Here is a 20,056-nt window from a genome sequence, read left to right as displayed (position 1 = left end):
TTACCGCTGCTGCTTACGCTCCGCCATGTGCTTCAGATAGCCCACCAGCAGGTCCAGCTCAGGATCCGGCAACACGCTGGCGGCGAACGCCGGCATTTTTGCCTGTGGCCAATGCCGCAGGCTTTGCGGGTCGCGGATGTAGCGCTTGAGGAAATCCCCGGCGAAATATTCCGTTGGGTTGTAGGGAATATTCAGATCCGGCCCCACCTGCGCATCCCCCGCGCCGTTGAGGCGATGGCATGCCAGGCAGTTTTTCTGAAACAGCGTAAAACCCTGATTGACCGGATCGTCGGCCGCCAGCTGCGGGTCGGGCAAGAGAGCCGGAAAGCGCTCTGCCACGGTTTTTAACTGCTTGATGCTGGAAATCTGGAACGGCCATTGTTCGGGGCTGACAGGCCCGGCCTGCGGGTCGGTCCACACCAGGTAAAACGGCCCCGCGCTGGGTTTGCCGTCGGCGAGGGCGGGCCAGGGGTGCGCCGGGTCCTCCACCGCCAGCCAGGCGCGGGCGCCGTGGCTCTGCAGCAATGGGCCAGCGCTTAACTCGGCGGCGAAGCCATCCAGTGCAACGGCTTGCACATGGTGCTCCGGCTTCAAGCCCTGCAGGAGCACCGCCATGGGGACTGCGCGATAAGTCATGGCGTGCTTGTAGGAAACGTCATCAGCGATGCGCACCGTCTGTGCATCCGGATGCGTGAGCAAGTCGGCGGTCTGCCAGGTCTTTCTCTCGTGATCGAGTTCGAGGGTCAAGGATGCCGCCGTAACCGGCAGGGCAATCAGCACGAGGAGAAGAGCGAGGATCGATTTCAAGAGGAGCGCTCGGTAAGAAGGGCGACAGCGCTCACGATACCGGAAAAACGCGCGTAAAAAGACAGCCCCTGCCACGGCATCGCTTTACGCGAAGACCCGGCAGGTGCTGCCAAAAACTGCAATTCTGATGCAGTGAGTGCACAGAATACGGGGGCTGAACGATCACCCAATGACCTTGGTCAGGTTGGGCAGGATCAATATCAGTGTGGTGGCGAACAGAATGAGTCCCGCCTGACGAACTTTCGAATGCTTGAACATGGCTGACTGCCTTTTGTTGTTATTCCTGAGCGTCAAATACGTGCCGTGATATTTCAGTATGGCGCAGTGACGTGTCGCTTTTCTTACAACTGCCCCGGCAAAACCCGGCAGCAACTTCTTACTGATTGAACCTTAGAGCCCTCGTTCTTCCTCACTTAGATCCATTTCGTATCAGCTAATCAGCATTTCTGCTTAAAAAGGCATGAGGCACAACGCCATCTTGGCGCCAATGCCTTGGCTAGACAGCTAAAACGATTAATCCGGCAATTAGCTTAGGAACCTACCGTTCGTCCGAGCGTGAGGGTCAAAGGCTGTGAGCGCATCCGTCATTGAAACCGTGTCAATCGGGCTTAAGGTAAGGGCTCATATGCACGTTTCGAGGATGTCATGACCCAAGCTTTGATCTTTGATGCGATACGCACGCCCCGTGGCAAAGGCAAGGCTGATGGCGCCTTGCACAGTGTCAAACCGGTCAACCTGGCCGCCGGGTTGCTCACGGCGCTGGCGCAACGCAACGACCTCGACACTCGGCAAGTGGATGACATCGTGCTCGGCTGCGTGACCCCGGTGGGCGACCAGGGGGCCGACATCGCCAAGACTGCCGCACTAGTCGCCGACTGGGCCATCAGCGTCGCCGGCGTACAGGTCAATCGCTTCTGTGCCTCGGGCCTGGAGGCGGTCAATCTGGGCGCGATGAAAGTGCGTTCAGGTTTTGAAGACCTGGTGGTGGTCGGCGGTGTCGAATCCATGTCCCGCGTGCCCATGGGCAGCGACGGTGGCGCTTGGGTGCTCGACCCGCAGACCAACCTGCACAGCCATTTCACCCCCCAGGGTATCGGTGCGGACCTGATCGCCACGCTGGAAGGGTTCACCCGTGAGGACGTCGATACCTTTGCCTTACAGTCTCAACAGAAAGCAGCCAGGGCCCGTGCGGACGGTTCTTTCAGCAAGTCGCTGATCCCGGTGCAGGACCAGAACGGCATTGTGCTGCTGGATCATGATGAGTTTATCCGCGCTGACTCCACCCTGCAGGGGCTCGGCCAGCTCAAACCCAGTTTCGAGATGATTGGGCAGATGGGCTTCGACGCCACCGCGTTGCGGATCTACAGCCATGTGGAGCGCATCCACCATGTGCACACGCCGGGTAACAGTTCCGGCATCGTCGACGGTGCCGCGCTGATGCTGATCGGTTCCGAGTCCAAGGGCCGGGAGCTGGGGCTGCAGCCACGGGCGCGCATTGTCGCCGCAGCGGTGACCGGCACCGATCCCACCATCATGCTCACCGGCCCCGCTCCGGCCACCCGCAAGGCCTTGGCCAAGGCCGGTTTGCGTGTGGAAGACATCGACTTGTTTGAGGTCAACGAAGCCTTCGCCTCGGTGGTGCTCAAGTTCATCAAGGACATGGGCATCGACCCGGCGCGGGTCAACGTCAATGGCGGCTCGATCGCCATGGGGCACCCGTTGGGCGCCACCGGCTGCGCAATCCTGGGCACCTTGCTCGACGAACTGGAGGCACGCCGACAGCGCTACGGCCTGGCCACTTTGTGTGTGGGCGGTGGCATGGGTATCGCCACTGTAATCGAACGTCTCTGAGCCTTAGGAATTAGTCATGACCGATGCCATTCGTTACGAAATAGGCCAGGACCGGATCGTAGTGCTGACCCTCGACCTGCCCGGCCAGAGCGCCAACACCATGAATGCTGTATATCGCGAGGCCATGGCCGCCACCGTCACACGGCTGGAAGCGGAAAAGGACCACATCGCCGGCGTGGTGATGACCTCGGCCAAGAAGACGTTCTTCGCCGGCGGCGACCTCAACGAGTTGATCAAGGTCGAGAAGGCCGACGCCAAGGCGTTCTACGACGGTGTGCGGGTGCTTAAGGCGCAGTTGCGTCGCCTGGAGACCTTGGGCAGGCCGGTGGTGGCTGCCATCAATGGTGCGGCACTGGGCGGTGGCTGGGAGATTTGCCTGGCCTGTCATTACCGCATCGCCCTGGACGATCAATCGATACAGCTGGGGTTGCCGGAAGTCACCCTGGGTTTACTGCCCGGCGGCGGGGGCGTGGTGCGCATGGTGCGCCTGCTGGGCCTGGAAAAAGCCCTGCCGTATTTGCTCGAAGGGAAAAAATTGCGGCCGCAGCAAGCACTGCAGGCCGGTTTGGTCCATGCGCTGGCCACGGACCGCGAGGCGATGCTGGCCCTGGCTCGTGCCTGGATTCTTGCCAATCCCGAGGCCAGACAGCCCTGGGACCACAAGGGCTACCAGATCCCCGGCGGGACACCGTCGCACCCCAAAATCGCGCAAATGCTGGCGATTGCGCCATCGATCCTGCGCAGCAAAACCCACGGCTGCTTCCCTGCGCCGGAGAAAATCCTCTGCGCCGCCGTCGAAGGCGCCCAGGTGGACGTCGAGACCGCCCATCTGATCGAAACCCGCTACTTCACCGAACTGGTCACCGGGCAAGTGGCTAAAAATATGATCGGCACCTTCTGGTTCCAGCTCAATGACATCAACGCCGGCCGTTCACGCCCGCAGGGTATTGCGCCTTGTGTGACGCGCAAGCTCGGCGTGCTCGGCGCGGGCATGATGGGCGCGGGTATCGCTTATGTCAGCGCCAGTGCCGGGATCGACGTGGTGCTCAAGGACATCAACCTGGCGGCGGCCGAGAAAGGCAAGGCGCATTCGGCGGCCCTGCTCGACAAGAAGCTCGGCCGTGGGCAATTGAGCGCTGAACAACGCGAAAGCATCCTGGCGCGGATCCATCCTACTCAAGATGACAGCGACCTGGCCGGCTGTGACCTGATCATTGAAGCGGTGTTTGAAGACCGCGAACTCAAGGCGACCGTGTCAGCCGCCGCCCGACGTGTGGTGGGGGCCGACGCGGTGATCGCATCCAACACCTCCACCTTGCCCATCAGTGGCTTGGCCACGGCGGTGCCGGACCCGGCCAGGTTTATTGGTCTGCATTTCTTCAGCCCGGTGCACAAGATGGCGCTGGTGGAAATCATCAAGGGCGCGCGCACCTCGGATGAAACCCTGGCCCGCAGCTTTGATTTCGTACGCCGGATCAAAAAAACTCCTATCGTGGTCAACGACAGTCGCGGCTTCTTCACCTCAAGGGTGTTCGGCACGTTCACCAGCGAAGGTATCGCCCTGCTGGGCGAGGGCGTGGCCGCGCCGTTGATCGAGATGCAAGCGCGCAAGGCGGGCATGCCGGTAGGGCCGCTGGCGGTGTCCGATGAAGTCTCCCTCAGCCTGATGAACCATATCCGACAGCAAACCGCCAAGGACCTGCAGGCCGAAAGTAAGGCGATGCGGGCCCATCCAGCCACAGCGCTGATCGACCTGTTCGTCAATCAATTCAAACGGCCAGGCAAGGCCGCCGGCGGCGGTTTTTATGAATACCCCAGTGGCGCGCAGAAATACCTCTGGCCTGAGCTTAAACAACGTTTCGAGCGGCCCGAACAACGGATTGCATCCCAGGACGTGCGCGACCGGTTGCTGTTTATCCAGGCCATCGAAACCGTGCGCTGCGTGGAGGAGGGCGTGTTGATGTCCACGGCGGACGCCAATGTGGGCTCGATCCTGGGCATCGGCTTTGCCGCGTGGAGCGGCGGCGCGCTGCAATTTATCAATCAGTACGGCCTGAACGACTTTATCGCCCGCGCCCGCTATCTGGCCGAACAGTATGGCGAGCGGTTCACACCGCCGGCGTTGTTGCTGGAGAAGGCCGCGCGCGGGCAGCGCTTTGTATAGGTGCGGCGGGGGCTTGCTTTGCAGGTAGGTTTGCAGGCAGGCTTGAGGTGTTCAATATTCCCATCGCCGTGTCAGGTATTTTTTATGTCGCTACGCGTCTGCATCCTGGAAACCGATATCCTGCGTCCAGGCTTGATCGATCAGTACCAAGGTTACGGGCAGATGTTCAAGCGCCTGTTCGCCAAGCAGCCGATCCCTGCCGAGTTTGTCGTGTACAACGTGGTGAACGGAAAATACCCGTCGGACGATGAGCGGTTTGACGCCTACCTGGTTACCGGCAGCAAGGCCGATTCTTTCGGTACCGACCCGTGGATCCAGACGCTCAAAACCTACCTGCTAGAGCGTTACAAGCGCGGCGACAAATTGCTGGGCATCTGTTTCGGTCACCAGTTGCTGGCACTGCTGCTGGGTGGCAAAGCCGAGCGCGCCACTCAAGGCTGGGGCATGGGCATCCATGATTACACGCTGGATGCCAAGACCCCCTGGATGAGCCCCGAGGTGCCGGAACTGACCCTGCTGATCAGCCATCAGGACCAGGTGACCACCTTGCCGGAGGGCGCCAAGGTCATTGCCTCCAGCGAGTTTTGCCCGTTCGCCGCATACCACATCGGCGATCAGGTGCTGTGCTTTCAGGGCCACCCGGAATTTATCCAGGACTATTCGCGCGAGTTGCTGGAGATTCTTCAGACAACCTTGGGTGAAAAGGTGTACTCAAACGGTGTGGCCAGCCTGGCACGCGAGCACCACGGCGTCACCGTGGCGGAATGGATGATGCGCTTCGTGGCGCACACGCCCGAGGCCGAAGTTAAAGCCATCCCGAGCGCTTGAAACTGGCCCATAGGCTGGTGCATCCCACCGCAATCAGCCCGAGCACCGCAAAGTAGCCGTAGTGCCATTGCAGCTCGGGCATGTTCTGGAAATTCATCCCGTAAATCCCTGCCACCGCAGTGGGGAACGCCAGGATCGCCGCCCAGGCGGCGAATTTGCGCTGCACCACGCTCTGGCGCGACGCCTCCAGCAACACCCCGATCTCGATGGTCTGGCTGGCGATGTCGCGCAGGGTCGTCAGGTCTTCCATCTGACGTGTGACATGAATCTGCACGTCACGGAAGTACGGGCGCATGTTTTTGTCGATAAACGGGAAGCTCAGCTTTTGCAGTTCCTGGCTGATCTCCACCATCGGCGCCACATGACGTTTGAGCCGCAGCACATCGCGCCGCAGGCTGTGCAGGTTCTGGATATCGCGTTCGCTCAACGAACTGCACAGCACATTGCGCTCCAGCTCATCGATCTCGGCGTGAATCGCCTCGCTGACCGGCTGGTAGTTTTCCGTGACGAAATCCAGCAGCGCATACAGTACGAAATCTTCCCCATGCTCCAGCAACAGCGGCCGCGCCTCACAGCGCTGGCGCACAAAACCGTAGGACGCCGAATGACCGTTGCGCGCGGTGATCACGTAACCGTTGCCGGCGAAAATATGGGTTTCAATAAATATCAGTTTGCCGTTCTCGCGCACCGGCGAGTAAGTGACGATAAACAGCGCGTCGCCAAAGGTTTCCAGCTTGGGACGGCTGTGTTTTTCCAAGGCATCTTCGATGGCCAGTTCATGCAGGTTGAACTGGCGTTGCAGGTTGGCCAATTCCTGGGCGTTGGGCTCTTCCAGGCCGATCCATACAAAATGGCCGGGTTTGGCGGCCCATGCCGCGCCTTCATCAAGGGTGATATCGGTGACTTTCTTTCCGGCGCTGTACACGGCGGCCGCAACAACTCTACCCATGGTGCTGATCACTTCTTATAGGAGGGGACAGATGTTGGGCAGCTTAGCCTGAATGGCGTTCCGTTGGAGCAGCGAGCAACCCCAGGCCTGCAAAGGAGACGGGATTACACGCTGTTCAGTTGCCCATCCATTGCCTTAATGCACGCATCCATCTGCGCCTGACAGGCTTGCATCAAGGCTGGGATATCCTCCGAGGTCATGCCAACGGTAGGAATAGGTGGCAACGAGCGTATGAGCACATCACCGCTGTTCCAGCGATTGAGTTGCATATGGGTGACGTAATTGCTGACACATACCTGCACGATGGGCACGCCGGCGGCAATCGCCATATGAAACGCGCCTTTCTTGAAGGGCAGCAGGCCCTTGCCCAGGTTGCGCGTACCTTCCGGGAATACCCAGATTGACGTGTCTTCGTGTTGCAGTGTGCGTGTGGTGGTAAGCATCGCCCGGCGCGCCTTGTGCGCATTGCCCCGGTCGATCAACACATTGCCCGCCAGCCAGAACAACTGGCCGAACAAGGGCACCCATTTCAGGCTCTTCTTGGCGATGCACACGGTACGGTGGGGCACCACGGTGCCGAACACGAACAAGTCATAGTTGGACTGATGGTTGGCGATAATCACGCAGGTGCCCGGTTTATGGCGCAGCGAGTCGACATCGGCCTTCACCTTCAGCCCCAGCAACCACATGGCAGGCACCGCATAGAGACGGGCGCACAGGCGGCTGTTGTCCGGGTTGAACGGACGGCAGACGCCGATCAGCACGCCCAGCACCCCGGCGACTATAAAGTGCAGGCTCATCAGCACCATCCGTAACAGAAAAAGCATCCACATGGCCTATCGAAACAAAAGGGGGCGCAGTGTACGGATGTGCACTGTATTCGGCAATTGGCGCTATAGAGTGAGGAGATGGGCGATGTTTGAGGGCATGTTTCTGTATCTGTCAGAGACTCCAGCCTAGAGCGGCGGGAGTTTTTTCAGATATGGCTGTAAGACAAAGCCCGACGCAAGGTCGGGCTTAGACGCACGCAACGAAGGACTTAGCTCAGAATATGGCCCTGATCCTGGATGATCGCCTCGTCCAGCGCTTCCAGCAGCGCTTTGCGCACTTTCAATTTGGTGTGTTTGTGGGCGTTCATGTTGATCTTCTTCAATTGCCGTGCAGCTTCCAGGGCTGCTGCGTGCAGTTCTTCGGGGGCGACCACCTTGTCGAGGAAGCCGGCCTGCAATGCGCCCTGCGGGTCGAACATCTCGGCGTTGATCACCGAGCGATGAAACGCCGATTTGCGCAGACGGTCCCGCGCCAGCTCGATGCCGGCGTGGTGCATGGTCATGCCGATCATCACTTCGTTGAGGCCGATGCTGAACGGACCTTCGACACCGATCCGATAATCCGCCGACAACAACAGAAACGCGCCCTTGGCCACCGCATGCCCAGGGCACGCCACAATCACCGGGAACGGGTGCGACAACAGGCGCCGCGCCAATGTGGAGCCCGACGTCACCAGGCCGATTGCTTCTTTAGGGCCGGCGGTCATCACCTTCAAATCGTAACCCCCGGACAGAATTCCCGGCGTGCCGGTGATCACCACCACCGCCCGATCCTTCTCGGCCTGGTCCAGCGCTTCGTTAAACGCACTGACCACCGCAGGGGAAATGGCGTTGACCTTGCCGTTGCTCAAGGTCAGGGTCGCGATACCGTCTTCGAGGTGGTAGGCAATCAGCTCACTCATGACGCGGTTCCTTGTAGGGCTTGTTATAGAAGAATGCAGCAGACGTTACCCACCGCGCCCGCCCGGGTAAAGCGCCATGACTGACTGCCCAGTCAGGCTTTTCACGCGTGCCCAAGCGTAGACGGCCTGCGGCGTGGCGCGGCAAAGCCTTAAGACCGGCATCAGCAGTGCCCGAGAATGGCACAATCGCCACCCCGCGCCGGGCAGGCTCCGGCATAGCCGGCTAACCGCATGAATATTCTGAAAAAAACCTTTGCCATCAGAAAGGCTTTCGACTACATTAGCGCGCCTCGACAGACTGAACTGGTTTGACGAGATACGGTGAAGTGTCCGAGTGGCTTAAGGAGCACGCCTGGAAAGTGTGTATACAAGAAATTGTATCGAGAGTTCGAATCTCTCCTTCACCGCCACATTCTACAAACGCAAACCCCTGGTTTCTTATAAAGAGCCGGGGGTTTGTGGTTTCTGGGGTTCGCAAATACAAGGCCCGGCACGGTAGGTAGTGCCCAGCCCCTGTCTCGTCACCGACTTTTTACAATCACCCCTCGCATATAGTCATTCAAGTCCCGCAGATCCTGAACGCTCCATGCGTGCGCCGGCAGCTTTACACCATTTTCCTGCAAGGTCCTCGGAATCAAGTTGCCATTTGGGCGAAGGATGACTGACGCCACGATAACACCTGGGTATTCATTTAAACGTTGCTTGAAAGCCGGTGTGGTCAGGTCAGGCGTGGGCGGGGTGCTTTTTCTCGCTAAAGGGCCCGTCGCTTTGAGGTCTGGCCCGTGACACATAGAGCATCGCTGTAAAAAGAGGGATTTGCCGTTGGCAGTGTCTGCGGAGGCGAGTGATACCTGGGACAGCGACAGCATTCCCAGTGAGGCGATGACGAGCATTTTCATGTGGCTGCAGCCCTATTATCCAAAGCAGATCCGAATTCCATTTTCTAACCGCCCGATGGGTGCCAAGCTTGGTGTGAGAAGCCCGCATTCCTGCCGGTGTACCGGGCGATTCATACTTTAACTTGTTTGTTGTACCCCCTGCGCCTCACCCGGATTGCGTAAATGACCACTCGACCGAAGCCCACACTCAACCTGCGTAGCCTGATTCTTATTTTTGTCCTGTTTTCTGCCGTTGCGACGCTGGCCAACAGTTTCTGGGTGATGTTCAAGATTCAGAAGCAAGAGCTGATTGAAAATGCACTGGACGCCAACCAGGCCTATGCCGCCCGTATTGCTCGCAGTGTCGAGCAGGTACTGAACGCCGACCTCGATAAGTTGAAGTACGGTTCAGCCGGGATTGGCAAAACGTTTGGCGACAACAGTGCGTTGACTCGGGAAGCCAAACGCCTGGTTGAGCAGGATGCCAGTTTCAACTCCGTACTGGTCGCCGACGCGGACGGCACCATCGTTGCTTCTGCCCCCGACAGCCTTCAGCTCAACGGCCGTACGTTGCAGCACAAAGAGCCCCTGAGTCTGCGCACGGCGAAAATCAGCAACGCCTTCAGATCCATCACCGGCAACCTGGTGGTCTTTATCTCTCATCCCATATTCGATGTGAAAGGGCAGTACCTGGGCTTGATCGGCGGCACTATTCGGCTGGAGCAGAGCAATACCCTTCAAGCCCTCATGGACACGAATGTGCGTAAAGACGGCGCGCATTTCTACTTGATCGACGGCGCCCGCCGGGTGCTCTATCACAATTATCCCGAGCAGATAGGCAGCGTGAGGGGCGCGGATTTGATCGCCGATGCATCGCTCAAAGAGGCCGCGGGCACATTGCAGGCTGTGGATGAGCACGGTGTGGAAATGCTCGCCGGCTTTGCTCAAGTGCCCAGCAGCGGGTGGGGCGTGATCTCGCAGCAGCCCCTGGAAAATATCCAGGCAGTCCTGCGCCGGACAATGATCAAAATCGCTCAAGGTATCGCGCCGCTGGGGCTGTTCGGGATCATTCTGATCTGGTGGTTGGGGACCAGAATTTCGGCCCCGTTGTCGCGGCTCGCCGACTGTGCCAAACGCTTGGACACGCCGGACAGTTATGCGCGCATCAGCGCTGTACCGGCGCGCTATTTTGAAAGCTGGCAGATCCGCAGAGCGTTGTTGCTGGGGGCAACCCTGTTGCAGGAAAAGATCGGCAAGCTCAATCAGCAGGCCCACACGGATACCCTGACAGGGCTGGCCAATCGCCGTGCGATGCAGGACGTTCTGTCACTCTGGCAGGAGGCGGGCAAAGCGTTCGCCGTGGTGTCCATCGACATTGACCATTTCAAGCGCGTCAACGATACGTTCGGGCACGGCGTGGGGGATGAAACGCTGCGTGCCGTTGCTCAACTCATGCAACAGAATTCACGCGCCAACGACCTGCCTTGCAGGGTAGGTGGGGAGGAGTTCGTCCTGTTATTGCCGGGCAGTTCACTGCACACAGCGGCCGACGTTGCTCAGCGGCTGCGCGCCTCGATTGAGGCAGCCAGCATCGAGACCGTCGGGCATGTTACGGTCTCACTCGGGGTGGCTTTGTGGCGTGCTGATGGCGAGTCGATATCTGCCGTCCTCGAGAGAGCGGATCAATTGCTGTACCAGGCTAAGCAAGGCGGACGCAATCGCGTGGTGGTTGAGCCGGTGCCGGACTGAGCTGCGGCCAGGCGCTCAATGCCGGTGTCGATGATGCACATCCGGAAAGTGCGCATGGCTATGCCTGAGCGGGCTGTGCACATGCACATGGCTGTGAGGCTCTTTCGGGTCCCATTCAAAGGCATGTTCATGCTGATGATGTTCGTCATGCACATGCCGATGGCCGTGTTCCGTGGCTTCGTGCTGATGTTCGTGGGCGTGGCGTTCGGTCAGGTGCAGCCACACGCCTGCCGCCATTAATGCCGAGGCGATCCAGAACGCGTTCGATACCGACTCGCCCAGCGCCAGAACGGCCAGGACCGCTCCAAGGAAGGGGGCGGTGGAGAAGTAGGCCCCCGTGCGCGCGCTGCCCAGGCCGCGCAACGCCAGTACAAACAGCACCAGGCTGATGCCGTAGCCGAGCAAGCCCACCAGCAGGATCGGCGCCAACGATGTGGCCGCCGGCCATTGTGCGCCGAGGTAAACGGCCAGGGCAGTATTCACCAGGCCGGCGATCAGGCCTTTGATGCCGGCGATAAACACCGCATCGGAGGCAGAGACCTTGCGCGTCAGGTTGTTATCGATGCCCCAGCACAGGCAGGCCAGCGCGACCGCCAGCGGCCCGCTCCAGTCGTGACCGGCGCCGACGCCGTCGGACCACGACAACACCACGCCGCCCAGCACAATCGCGATCATCCCCAGCACGATACGGCGGTCGGCGTTCTCTCGGAACACGAGCCAGGCGATCAGGGCGGTAAGTACCGATTCCAGGTTGAGCAGCAGTGAAGCGGTCGCGCCTGCGGTGCGGATCAAACCATACATGAGGGCAACGGGGCCGAGGATGCCGCCGAAGAGGATGGCGCCCAGCAGCCAGGGCCATTCAAGGGGCTTCAGCCCGCTGGGCCGCCAGCCGCGATCGCGGATCAGGCGTACCACGCCGAGGCCGAGGCCGCTGCCGAGGTACAGCAAACCGGCCAGCAGGAGGGGCGAGAGGCCCATGCCGAAATGTTTCGCGAGCGGGGTGCTGGCACCGAACAGGGCGGCGGCGCAGAGGGCGTAAACGATACTGAGGTTCATGGGCCATCCTCGAAAGGTCGGCCCATGATACGTCGCGGGCGTGGGCGAGCGCCCGGGCGATTTAGTGCGCGGTTTTCAGCTTGACCACATCACCGGAGATCTTGGTGGTGTAGCCGCTGAGCACCCAGGCCCAGAACCATTTTTCCTGCACTTGGGTATTGATCAGCGCGTCGCCGCCTTTAGCCTGGATGGCGGCTTGCTGCGCGCGCACGAAACGGCTGTTCTGACCGATCGGGATCAGGCCGAACAACATGATGCCGGTGGCGCTGGCTTCGCTGTGACCCAGCACGGTGTATTGGCTGCTGTCGTACTGTGGGGATTTGATGGCGGTGCCGGTGCAGCCGGCCAGGGTGAAACCGAGTACTGCTGCTGCAACCACTTTGCTGACGTACTTCACTGTGTAACTCCATGAACTAAAGCCCAGGATTCAATTCCTGGGGGCGCGTACTGTAATCGCTGCTCTGACGAATTGAAACGAATCTGAACGATTAGGCTCGCTCACGCCGCGCTGGCTAAACATGCAGCCACGCCAACCCGCCCAGCACCATGGCCACGCCTGCGGCCGTATAAGAAAGCCGCTTCAACCATTCCTTCCTCGTCAACAAAGTAATTGCCGCCAACGAAATCGCGATCTGAATCGCAGTCATCGCCTGGGCCCAGCGGTGGTGCCGATGCAGCGCCTGTTCGGATTTTTCATCCCACTCCCGTGAAGTGGCTTCAAGCTTTTCTGCCTGTTGGCGCACGGCCTCCTTCTGGTTTTTGTAGCGTTCGATCTCTTCCCGGTAATGCGCGGCATCCACGCCGGGGATATGGGTGGCCAGCTCCGCCAGGTTTTGTCGGCTGGACTTGGCCTGGTAGTAATTCCACTGGTTGGCGGCTTCGGTCTTGATGATCGCGGCGTTGTTCTTGTCCATCGCCGCTTCACTCTCGGTGGAACCGGCCTGGTAGCTGAGCATGGCGCCGAGGGTGGCCATCAACGCGGTCATCACGGCGATGCGACTGGCGAAACTATCCCCGCGGGCGTGGGCGTGTTCGGTGGTGTGTTCGATATGTTTTTCGTGGGGGCTCGGGACTTCGAAGGCTTCGGACATGGCGGCGTCTGTGAACGGCGTGAGGGATACTGATTCTTCACCAGCCAAGCTGTCGCGATCCTGTACGCGACGCGGGATCAACCGCGCCCTAAAGGTTGCCCGCGTGTCGGTGTCACCGTTATTGTGCTGAACCCTTTTAGTCGTTCTCCCAAGGATCCGTTGTGATGAATGCACCGCGTACCGCTGTCCCGATCAAGGCCGTGATTTTCGATATGGACGGGTTATTGCTGGATACCGAAGGCATCTACACCGAAGTGACGCAGATTATCGCCGAACGCTACGGCCGTACCTACGACTGGGGTATCAAGCAGCACATCATCGGGCGTGGGGCTCAGGACCTGGCTGAATACGTGGTCAAGGCGCTGGAACTGCCGATCACTCCGGCCGAGTTTCTGCAGATCCGCGAACCGCTGATGAGCGAGCGTTTCCCCAAGGCCCTTGGCATGCCCGGCGCTGAGGCTTTGGTGCGGCACTTGAAAGCGCACAACATCCCGATTGCCGTGGGCACCAGCTCGTCGCGCAATTCGTTCGGACACAAGACCACCTTGCACCGCGAGTGGTTTGCGTTGTTCGACACCATCGTCACGGCGGACGACCCGGAAGTCGGCGCGGCCAAGCCCGCGCCGGACATCTTCCTCACCGCCGCGCGCCGCCTGGGTGTCGATCCCAAAGATTGCCTGGTGTTCGAAGATTCGCCGTTCGGCGTGACCGCTGCCAAGGCCGCCCAGATGACTGCCATCGCCGTGCCCGATGAAGCCATGGCCGACAGCAAGTACCACCACGCCGACCAGATCATCCGCAAGCTCGCGGACTTTGATCTGGCGGCCTATGGCTTACCGCCGATGACCTGAATCGACACGGTCAACAGGTGAGAGGGGCAAGCCCCTCCTGCACTGGGTCAGGCGCTGAAGCCACCGTCGATGGTGAGGCTCGCGCCTGTGATATATCCCGCTTCCGGCCCCGCCAGATACGCCACAAAACTGGCGATCTCCTCCACATGTCCGTACCGCCCAATGGCCATCAAGCCGATCAGGCTCTCGGCAAAGTCGCTGTTGGCCGGGTTCATGTCGGTGTCCACCGGCCCAGGCTGCACGTTGTTAATGGTGATGCCACGCGGCCCCAGGTCTCGTGCCAGGCCCTTGGTCAAACCGACCAGCGCGGCTTTGCTCATGGCATACGGCCCGCCGCCACCGAAGGGCATGCGCTCGGCGTTGGTGCTGCCGATATTGATCACGCGGCCGCCTTCGCTCATGTGCTTGGCGGCTTCCTGGGTGGCGATGAATACGCTGCGCACGTTGATCGCGAGGGTCTGGTCGAAGTCTTCCAGCGTGAAGTCTTCCAGCGGGGCGATGGCCAGCACGCCGGCGTTGTTCACCAGAATATCCAGACGGCCGAATGCCTCGACGGTGGCGGTGACCGCGTTGCGGATCGCGGCGGCATCGGCGCTGTCGGCGTGAATGGCCAGGGCTTGGCCGCCGGCGTTGATCACGCTGTTCTGCAAAGCCTCAGCCTTGGCCGCCGAGCTGACGTAAGTAAAGGCCACGGCAGCGCCTTGGGCGGCCAGGCGCTGGACGATCGCGGCGCCGATGCCGCGCGAGCCGCCTTGGATCAAGGCGACTTTGCCGTTGAGGGTGTGTGCAGTCATGTCGATCTCCTGTCTGTTCAAGGCGGTATGCCTTGTGGTTGCAGCCGAGTATCGACCTCGCTCGCTCAGGCCGGTAGACCGTGATTGCTATAGTCTGTGTAAACCAGAAGTTTAGAGTGGGGCGATATGGAAAGCTTTGGCAGTATCGAATGCTTTGTGCGCAGCGCCGAAGGCGGCAGCTTTGCCGAGGCTGCGCGGCACTTGAGCCTGACCCCTGCGGCGGTGGGCAAAAGCGTGGCCAAGCTTGAAGCGCGCCTCGGTGTGCGTCTGTTTCAGCGCAGCACGCGGCGCCTGACCCTCACCGAAGCCGGCAAGCTGTTCCTCGATGAAGTCAGCGGCAGCCTTATCACCATCCAGAACGCCGTAGCCAACCTGGCCAGCGCCGAAGGGCGGCCTGTGGGCACACTCAAGGTGAGCATGGGCACTGTGTTCGGCAATCGTTATGTGATGCCATTGTTGGCGCGATTCATCGAACGCTTTCCGGATATCAGCCCGGACTGGCACTTTGATAATCGCCAGGTAGACCTGATCGGCCAGGGCTTCGATGCGGCCATCGGTGGTGGCTTCGAACTGCCTCAGGGCGTGGTGGCGCGCAAACTGGCGCCAGCCCATCGAGTGTTGGTGGCGTCGCCGGGTTACCTGGCCACACGCCCGCTGGTGCGAGGGCCCGAAGACCTGGGGCGCTGCCTGGGCATCCTGATCCGCTCGCCGCAAACCGGCCGCGTGCGCACCTGGCAGTTGACCGGTCCCGAGCGTGAACAGCGCCCCCTCACACTCAAACCGCGCATGACCCTGAGCGACTCCGAAGCCGCCTGCTGCGCCAGCGCCCAGGGCCTGGGCATTGCGCTGGTGAGCATGCCCATGGCGGTGCCGTTTCTGGACAGTGGCGCGGTGGTGCGGGTGCTGCCTGAGTGGTATGTGGACGATGGCAATATTTCCATCTACTACGCCGAGCACAAGCTGCTGCCCGGCAAAACCCGGGCCTTTGTGGATTTCATCATCGAGCAGTTTGCCGAACAGCGTCTGGGGCAGCGGTTCAGCGCGGTTTAATCGAATCGTGGGCCTATCGCCCGAACATCCCCGGCCAGCCGATCACCTTCTTCGGCCTTGGCGTGGCATAGGTCCTGATCTTCGACGTCGACAACCCCAGTCGCACCAGCGATTCGGCAATAGTCACCGCCGCCGTTACGCCGTCCACCACCGGCACGCCGGTGCGCTGGCGAATCTGCTCATCCAGCCCGGCCATCCCGCCGCAGCCGAGGCAGATTACCTCGGCCTTGTCGTCGTGGATGGCCCGCTCGGCCTGGCGCACGATGGCCTCCATGGCGGCCAATGGGTCTTCTTCCAGTTCCAGCACGGCCATGCCGCTGGCGCGTACCGAGGCACAGCGCGCGTACAGGCCGGCCAGTTTCAGGCGGTCTTCGATCAATGGCACGGTGCGGTCCAGGGTGGTCACCACCGAGTACGCATGGCCAAGAAACATGGCAGTGCTGGCGGCCGCTTCGGTGATGTCCACCACCGGCACGTTGAGCAACTCCTGCAGGCCTTCGCGACCGTGTTCGCCGTAGCCGGCCTGGATGACCGCGTCGAACGGCTGGTCATAGGCCATCACGCGGTCCATCACGGCGATGGCAGCCAGGTAGCTTTCGAAGTTGCCCTCCACCGATTCGGCGCCGAAATACGGGGTGAGCCCGACAATCTCGGTGCCCGGTGCCGCCACGGCCCGCGCCTGTTGGGCAATGGTTTCGGTGATGGAGGCGGTAGTGTTGACGTTGACCACGAGGATGCGCATGGGGTGTCCTTGATTAATGACTGACGTTATCGACTGCAATGCTTTCGCCGCTGACATCGGCATAGAAAGGCTGGCGCTTGGCGATCAGCCGGTACAGCAGTCCTGCAATACCGGCGCCAAACAGCCAGGAAAACGGCGATACACTGGCGAACCCCGGCAGCAAGGCGAGCAGGATGGCGATCACTGCCGCCGGAATAAACGCCGCCACCGCGCGCAAGTTGACCCCACGGCTGTAGTAATAGGCGCCCAGTGGGTCTTCGCTGTAGAGCTGCGGCACGTTCACCTGGCTTTTACGGATCAGCCAGTAATCGACCATGATCACGCCATACAGCGGCCCGAGCAGAGCGCCCAGGCCCGAAAGGAAGTACACGATCACCAGCGGGCTGTTGTAGAGGTTCCACGGCAGGATCAGCACCGCCACGGTGGCGCTGATCAGCCCGGCGCGGCGGAAATTCAGGTACTTGGGCGCCAGGTTGCTCAGCACAAAGGCCGGCGCGACGAAGTTGGCCATGATATTCACCGCCACCGTCACGATCATGAAGGCCAGGCAACCGAGCACCAGGAACAGGGTGTTGGGGATCGCCGCGATGATCTCGGTGGGGCTCTCGATCACTCGACCATTGAGCTGGAACTGCCCGCCGCACAGCAGTACGGTGATGGCGGCGAACACCAGGATATTCACCGGCAGGCCCCAGAAGTTGCCGACCACGATGGTCCTGCGGCACGGCGAGGACCGCGCGAAATCGCAGAAATTGAGAATCAGCGTGCCGTAGATCGACAGCCACAGCGCGCCGCCGGCAAAGATATTGCGCCACATCTCACCGCCGCTCAGCGGCTCGCGGACCGACCAGGCAATATGGCCGTCCACCTGGAAGTACATCCAGCCGGCCAGGGCGGCCATGGTCAGCAGAATCACCGGGCCGGCAAACCCTTCATAGCGCCGCACCATTTCCATGCCATAGGCCAGGATCACCAGTTGCACGAACCAGATCGCCACGAAACATACCCAGCCCAGGGTCGACAGGCCGAGGATCGAGTTGTGGTCGTAATCGGCAAAGCCTGGATGAATCGCTGTCAGCAGCACGCGGAAAACCACCGAAGCCAGGTAGGTCTGGATACCGAACCAGGCAATCGCGATCACCGCACGGATCAACGCCGGTATCTGCGCCCCATGGATACCGAAGCTGATGCGGCTGATCACGGGAAACGGCACGCCGGTTTTTTGCCCCATGTACCCCGACAGGTTCATGAAGAAGTACACCAGCGCCGCACCGATCCCCAGGGACAGCAGTATCTGCCAGCCGCCCAGGCCCAGGGCGTATAGGCCGATGGCGAATGAATAGTTAGCGATGTTGTGCACGTCGTTGGTCCACAGCGCAAAGATGCTGTAGCGCCCCCAGCGGCGGCCTTCCACCTTGGTCGGCGCCAGGTCCTTGTTGTGCAGGCGCGGGCTCAGCACCAGCGGGCCAGGGCTCATGGCCTGATGGTTCACGGCGCAGGAGGGCAGATCCAGTGCGATGTCATTCGAGAGGCTTGTACGCATTCCGGCAGGCTCCAAGGCATCTGCAGCAAAGCCGCGGATGGCAAAGTGTATGTAGGTTTTGTATTTATTGTATACAAAGCGCTTTTCACCTTAAGCCACATGCGTGCCAGTTTTGGATCTATCAAAACTGTGGGTAATTTCGTTTTTATAGGTGGGATAAATAACTATCTGAATTCAAAGCGATATAAATTGACCGTTTGAACAGCTATTTATTTTTCTGTTGAGGCAGGGCTATTCGCCAGTACGCAGGATGATGCGGAACCGGTGTTACCTTATGGTGCGGATTTCTGAGAATTGCACACATAAATGGCACCTATGGTTACAAGTGTGTGTACATCGAAAAGTTAAACTCAAAACAAATGTGGGAGGGGCTTGCCCCCGATAGCGCAGTGTCAGACAGCGCTAAGCTGGCTGATCCACCGTTATCGGGGGCAAGCCCCCTCCCACCTATTTAACTGCGTCAGCCCTTAGGCTTTGCTGATGATATTCCCGGCGTGCAGCCCGCATTCTTTCTGCGTGGCTTCTTCCCACCACCAACGGCCTTCGCGTTCGTGTTGGTTCGGTAACACCGGGCGGGTGCATGGCTCGCAGCCGATGCTGATAAAGCCGCGTTCGTGCAGGCTGTTGTAAGGCAGCTCCAGCATGCGGATGTAGCCCCAGATTTCTTCGCTGCTCATCTGCGCCAGCGGGTTGAACTTGTACAAGGTGCGTTCCGGGGTGGAAAACGCTGTGTCGATTTCCAGCACCGCCACCTGGCTGCGAGTGCCGGGGCTCTGGTCGCGGCGTTGGCCGGTGGCCCAGGCGCTGACGCCGGCGAGTTTGCGGCGCAACGGCTCGATCTTGCGGATACCGCAGCACTCGCCGTGACCGTCCTTATAGAAGCTGAACAGCCCCTTTTCCTTGACGAAAGGTTCCAGCTTGCTCTGGTCGGGCGAGATCAGTTCGATGTCGATCTTGTAGAACTCACGGACCTGTTCGATAAACCGGTAGGTCTCCGGATGGAGGCGACCGGTGTCGAGGCTGAACACTTTGACGTTTTTGTTCAGCTTCCAGGCCATGTCCACCAGCACCACATCCTCGGCACCGCTGAAAGAGATCCACAGGTCGTCGCCGAACTGGCTGAACGCCAGTTTGAGGATGTCCTGGGCAGATTTATTGGCGTAAGTCGCGGCGAGTCCAACGACGTCGAAGGCTTGGTTCATCAGCACGGTTCCTGCAGGTCAGTGGCGCTGAGCGCTCTATAGGTGGGCGATGGTACCAAAAACCGTCCTGCGTTGCGGCCACGGGCTTGAATCGCTAGAGTTCGGCAGTCCTTTTGTTCGCTCAACCAATAACACCAATATGGAGTGTCTTGTGGAAATCGCCTGCCTTGACCTGGAAGGGGTGCTGGTGCCGGAAATCTGGATCGCCTTCGCCGAAAAAACCGGCATCGAATCCCTGCGGGCCACCACCCGGGACGTTCCCGACTACGATGTGCTGATGAAACAGCGCCTGCGCATCCTCGACGAACACGGCCTGAAACTCGCCGATATCCAGGCAGTGATCGCCAGCCTCAAGCCGCTGGAGGGCGCCGTCGAGTTCGTCAACTGGCTGCGCGAACGCTTCCAGGTGGTGATCCTGTCCGACACCTTCTATGAATTTTCCCAGCCGCTGATGCGCCAGCTGGGTTTCCCGACCTTGCTCTGCCACCGCCTCATCACCACGAGACCGATCGCGTGGTGAGCTACCAACTGCGCCAGAAAGACCCCAAGCGCCAATCGGTACTGGCCTTCAAGAGCCTCTACTACCGCGTGATCGCCGCCGGCGATTCCTACAATGACACCACTATGTTGGGTGAGGCTGACCAGGGGATTTTGTTCCATGCGCCGGACAATGTGATCCGCGAATTCCCGCAGTTTCCGGCGGTGCATACGTTCGAGGCGTTGAAGCAGGAATTTATCAAGGCGTCGAATCGGTCGTTGAGTCTTTAAA

Annotated in this window: 18 protein-coding genes, 1 tRNA gene and 1 pseudogene; 8 read left to right on the top strand and 12 right to left on the bottom strand. The window is 60.2% G+C overall.

The window, feature by feature from the left end; genetic code table 11:
* A complete protein-coding gene (locus G7025_RS25090) occupies positions 1–807 on the bottom strand; it encodes a c-type cytochrome (protein WP_181081694.1) in 807 nt (268 codons plus the stop codon).
* Between the two features lie 645 nt (positions 808–1,452).
* On the opposite strand from G7025_RS25090, the gene G7025_RS25085 reads away from it, so the two are divergent.
* From G7025_RS25085 to G7025_RS25075, 3 genes are all read left to right on the top strand, one after another.
* Positions 1,453–2,658 carry an acetyl-CoA C-acetyltransferase gene (locus tag G7025_RS25085; RefSeq protein WP_181081693.1) on the top strand — a complete coding sequence of 402 codons (1,206 nt, stop codon included), beginning with the start codon at positions 1,453–1,455 and terminating at the stop codon, positions 2,656–2,658.
* Positions 2,659–2,674: 16 nt separating this feature from the next.
* Positions 2,675–4,822, top strand: a complete 2,148-nt coding sequence (locus G7025_RS25080) for a 3-hydroxyacyl-CoA dehydrogenase NAD-binding domain-containing protein (RefSeq protein ID WP_181081692.1) — start codon at positions 2,675–2,677, stop codon at positions 4,820–4,822.
* A gap of 84 nt (positions 4,823–4,906) precedes the next feature.
* Positions 4,907–5,650 (top strand): amidotransferase, encoded by a 744-nt coding sequence (locus G7025_RS25075; RefSeq protein ID WP_181081691.1) that lies wholly within the window; start codon positions 4,907–4,909, stop codon positions 5,648–5,650.
* On the opposite strand, the gene G7025_RS25070 is transcribed toward G7025_RS25075, so the two are convergent.
* The 3 genes from G7025_RS25070 to G7025_RS25060 all read right to left on the bottom strand — a co-directional run bounded on the left by G7025_RS25070 (position 5,628) and on the right by G7025_RS25060 (position 8,331).
* Positions 5,628–6,599, bottom strand: coding sequence for a magnesium and cobalt transport protein CorA (locus G7025_RS25070; protein ID WP_181081690.1), 972 nt, complete (start codon positions 6,597–6,599; stop codon positions 5,628–5,630). The two genes, G7025_RS25075 and G7025_RS25070, sit on opposite strands and share 23 nt — an antisense overlap.
* Before the next feature lie 104 nt (positions 6,600–6,703).
* Entirely contained in the window at positions 6,704–7,426 is a 723-nt protein-coding gene (locus tag G7025_RS25065) for a 1-acylglycerol-3-phosphate O-acyltransferase (protein ID WP_181081689.1), read from the bottom strand.
* Positions 7,427–7,638: 212 nt separating this feature from the next.
* Positions 7,639–8,331 (bottom strand): crotonase/enoyl-CoA hydratase family protein, encoded by a 693-nt coding sequence (locus G7025_RS25060; protein ID WP_034099749.1) that lies wholly within the window; start codon positions 8,329–8,331, stop codon positions 7,639–7,641.
* A 320-nt stretch (positions 8,332–8,651) separates the two neighbouring features.
* Here G7025_RS25060 and G7025_RS25055 point away from each other — a divergent pair.
* Positions 8,652–8,741: transfer RNA gene (locus G7025_RS25055), tRNA-Ser, on the top strand.
* Between the two features lie 111 nt (positions 8,742–8,852).
* Here the strand turns inward: G7025_RS25055 and G7025_RS25050 are convergent.
* A complete protein-coding gene (locus G7025_RS25050; protein ID WP_181081688.1) occupies positions 8,853–9,230 on the bottom strand; it encodes a c-type cytochrome in 378 nt (125 codons plus the stop codon).
* Between the two features lie 162 nt (positions 9,231–9,392).
* Here G7025_RS25050 and G7025_RS25045 point away from each other — a divergent pair, with 162 nt between their 5' ends.
* A complete protein-coding gene (locus G7025_RS25045) occupies positions 9,393–10,958 on the top strand; it encodes a sensor domain-containing diguanylate cyclase (protein ID WP_181081687.1) in 1,566 nt (521 codons plus the stop codon).
* A 15-nt stretch (positions 10,959–10,973) separates the two neighbouring features.
* On the opposite strand, the gene G7025_RS25040 is transcribed toward G7025_RS25045, so the two are convergent.
* The 3 genes from G7025_RS25040 to G7025_RS25030 all read right to left on the bottom strand — a co-directional run bounded on the left by G7025_RS25040 (position 10,974) and on the right by G7025_RS25030 (position 13,105).
* The gene (locus G7025_RS25040; RefSeq protein ID WP_181081686.1) at positions 10,974–12,014 is read right to left on the bottom strand and encodes a DMT family transporter; all 1,041 of its coding nucleotides are present in this window, start codon (positions 12,012–12,014) and stop codon (positions 10,974–10,976) included.
* 61 nt (positions 12,015–12,075) lie between these two features.
* A complete protein-coding gene (locus G7025_RS25035; RefSeq protein ID WP_181081685.1) occupies positions 12,076–12,411 on the bottom strand; it encodes a hypothetical protein in 336 nt (111 codons plus the stop codon).
* A 115-nt stretch (positions 12,412–12,526) separates the two neighbouring features.
* Positions 12,527–13,105 carry a DUF4337 domain-containing protein gene (locus G7025_RS25030; protein ID WP_181081684.1) on the bottom strand — a complete coding sequence of 193 codons (579 nt, stop codon included), beginning with the start codon at positions 13,103–13,105 and terminating at the stop codon, positions 12,527–12,529.
* A 164-nt stretch (positions 13,106–13,269) separates the two neighbouring features.
* On the opposite strand from G7025_RS25030, the gene G7025_RS25025 reads away from it, so the two are divergent.
* Positions 13,270–13,956 (top strand): HAD-IA family hydrolase, encoded by a 687-nt coding sequence (locus G7025_RS25025; RefSeq protein ID WP_181081683.1) that lies wholly within the window; start codon positions 13,270–13,272, stop codon positions 13,954–13,956.
* 47 nt (positions 13,957–14,003) lie between these two features.
* On the opposite strand, the gene G7025_RS25020 is transcribed toward G7025_RS25025, so the two are convergent.
* Entirely contained in the window at positions 14,004–14,750 is a 747-nt protein-coding gene (locus G7025_RS25020; RefSeq protein ID WP_181081682.1) for a 3-oxoacyl-ACP reductase family protein, read from the bottom strand.
* 126 nt (positions 14,751–14,876) lie between these two features.
* On the opposite strand from G7025_RS25020, the gene G7025_RS25015 reads away from it, so the two are divergent.
* Positions 14,877–15,800 carry a LysR family transcriptional regulator gene (locus tag G7025_RS25015; RefSeq protein WP_181081681.1) on the top strand — a complete coding sequence of 308 codons (924 nt, stop codon included), beginning with the start codon at positions 14,877–14,879 and terminating at the stop codon, positions 15,798–15,800.
* A 13-nt stretch (positions 15,801–15,813) separates the two neighbouring features.
* Here the strand turns inward: G7025_RS25015 and G7025_RS25010 are convergent, their stop codons facing one another.
* The 3 genes from G7025_RS25010 to G7025_RS25000 form a co-directional block, all read right to left on the bottom strand.
* Positions 15,814–16,542: an aspartate/glutamate racemase family protein gene (locus G7025_RS25010; RefSeq protein WP_181081680.1), complete on the bottom strand. Its 729-nt coding sequence runs from the start codon at positions 16,540–16,542 to the stop codon at positions 15,814–15,816.
* A 13-nt stretch (positions 16,543–16,555) separates the two neighbouring features.
* Positions 16,556–18,085, bottom strand: coding sequence for an NCS1 family nucleobase:cation symporter-1 (locus G7025_RS25005; protein ID WP_181081679.1), 1,530 nt, complete (start codon positions 18,083–18,085; stop codon positions 16,556–16,558).
* Positions 18,086–18,552: 467 nt separating this feature from the next.
* Positions 18,553–19,287, bottom strand: a complete 735-nt coding sequence (locus G7025_RS25000; RefSeq protein WP_181081678.1) for a phosphoadenylyl-sulfate reductase — start codon at positions 19,285–19,287, stop codon at positions 18,553–18,555.
* 151 nt (positions 19,288–19,438) lie between these two features.
* Here G7025_RS25000 and thrH point away from each other — a divergent pair.
* Positions 19,439–20,055 (top strand): annotated as a pseudogene (gene thrH / locus G7025_RS24995) (bifunctional phosphoserine phosphatase/homoserine phosphotransferase ThrH).
* Position 20,056 lies beyond the last annotated feature (1 nt).

The organism is Pseudomonas lurida, assembly GCF_013522705.1.
GTDB classification, from domain to species: domain Bacteria; phylum Pseudomonadota; class Gammaproteobacteria; order Pseudomonadales; family Pseudomonadaceae; genus Aquipseudomonas; species Aquipseudomonas quebecensis.
The sequence above is the reverse complement of the archived record's forward strand: the minus strand, read 5'-3'. Positions and strand labels throughout refer to the sequence as shown.

Excerpts from the sequence above, each read along its gene's own strand:
- G7025_RS25025 (WP_181081683.1), top strand. The coding sequence starts at position 13,270 with ATGAATGCACCGCGTACCGCTGTCCCGATCAAGGCCGTGATTTTCGAT.
- G7025_RS25010 (WP_181081680.1), bottom strand. The coding sequence starts at position 16,542 with ATGCGCATCCTCGTGGTCAACGTCAACACTACCGCCTCCATCACCGAA.
- G7025_RS25050 (WP_181081688.1), bottom strand. The coding sequence starts at position 9,230 with ATGAAAATGCTCGTCATCGCCTCACTGGGAATGCTGTCGCTGTCCCAG.
- G7025_RS25000 (WP_181081678.1), bottom strand. The coding sequence starts at position 19,287 with ATGAACCAAGCCTTCGACGTCGTTGGACTCGCCGCGACTTACGCCAAT.
- G7025_RS25005 (WP_181081679.1), bottom strand. The coding sequence starts at position 18,085 with ATGCGTACAAGCCTCTCGAATGACATCGCACTGGATCTGCCCTCCTGC.
- G7025_RS25085 (WP_181081693.1), top strand. The coding sequence starts at position 1,453 with ATGACCCAAGCTTTGATCTTTGATGCGATACGCACGCCCCGTGGCAAA.
- G7025_RS25040 (WP_181081686.1), bottom strand. The coding sequence starts at position 12,014 with ATGAACCTCAGTATCGTTTACGCCCTCTGCGCCGCCGCCCTGTTCGGT.
- G7025_RS25075 (WP_181081691.1), top strand. The coding sequence starts at position 4,907 with ATGTCGCTACGCGTCTGCATCCTGGAAACCGATATCCTGCGTCCAGGC.
- G7025_RS25045 (WP_181081687.1), top strand. The coding sequence starts at position 9,393 with ATGACCACTCGACCGAAGCCCACACTCAACCTGCGTAGCCTGATTCTT.
- G7025_RS25030 (WP_181081684.1), bottom strand. The coding sequence starts at position 13,105 with ATGTCCGAAGCCTTCGAAGTCCCGAGCCCCCACGAAAAACATATCGAA.
- G7025_RS25020 (WP_181081682.1), bottom strand. The coding sequence starts at position 14,750 with ATGACTGCACACACCCTCAACGGCAAAGTCGCCTTGATCCAAGGCGGC.
- G7025_RS25080 (WP_181081692.1), top strand. The coding sequence starts at position 2,675 with ATGACCGATGCCATTCGTTACGAAATAGGCCAGGACCGGATCGTAGTG.
- G7025_RS25070 (WP_181081690.1), bottom strand. The coding sequence starts at position 6,599 with ATGGGTAGAGTTGTTGCGGCCGCCGTGTACAGCGCCGGAAAGAAAGTC.
- G7025_RS25060 (WP_034099749.1), bottom strand. The coding sequence starts at position 8,331 with ATGAGTGAGCTGATTGCCTACCACCTCGAAGACGGTATCGCGACCCTG.
- G7025_RS25015 (WP_181081681.1), top strand. The coding sequence starts at position 14,877 with ATGGAAAGCTTTGGCAGTATCGAATGCTTTGTGCGCAGCGCCGAAGGC.
- G7025_RS25065 (WP_181081689.1), bottom strand. The coding sequence starts at position 7,426 with ATGCTTTTTCTGTTACGGATGGTGCTGATGAGCCTGCACTTTATAGTC.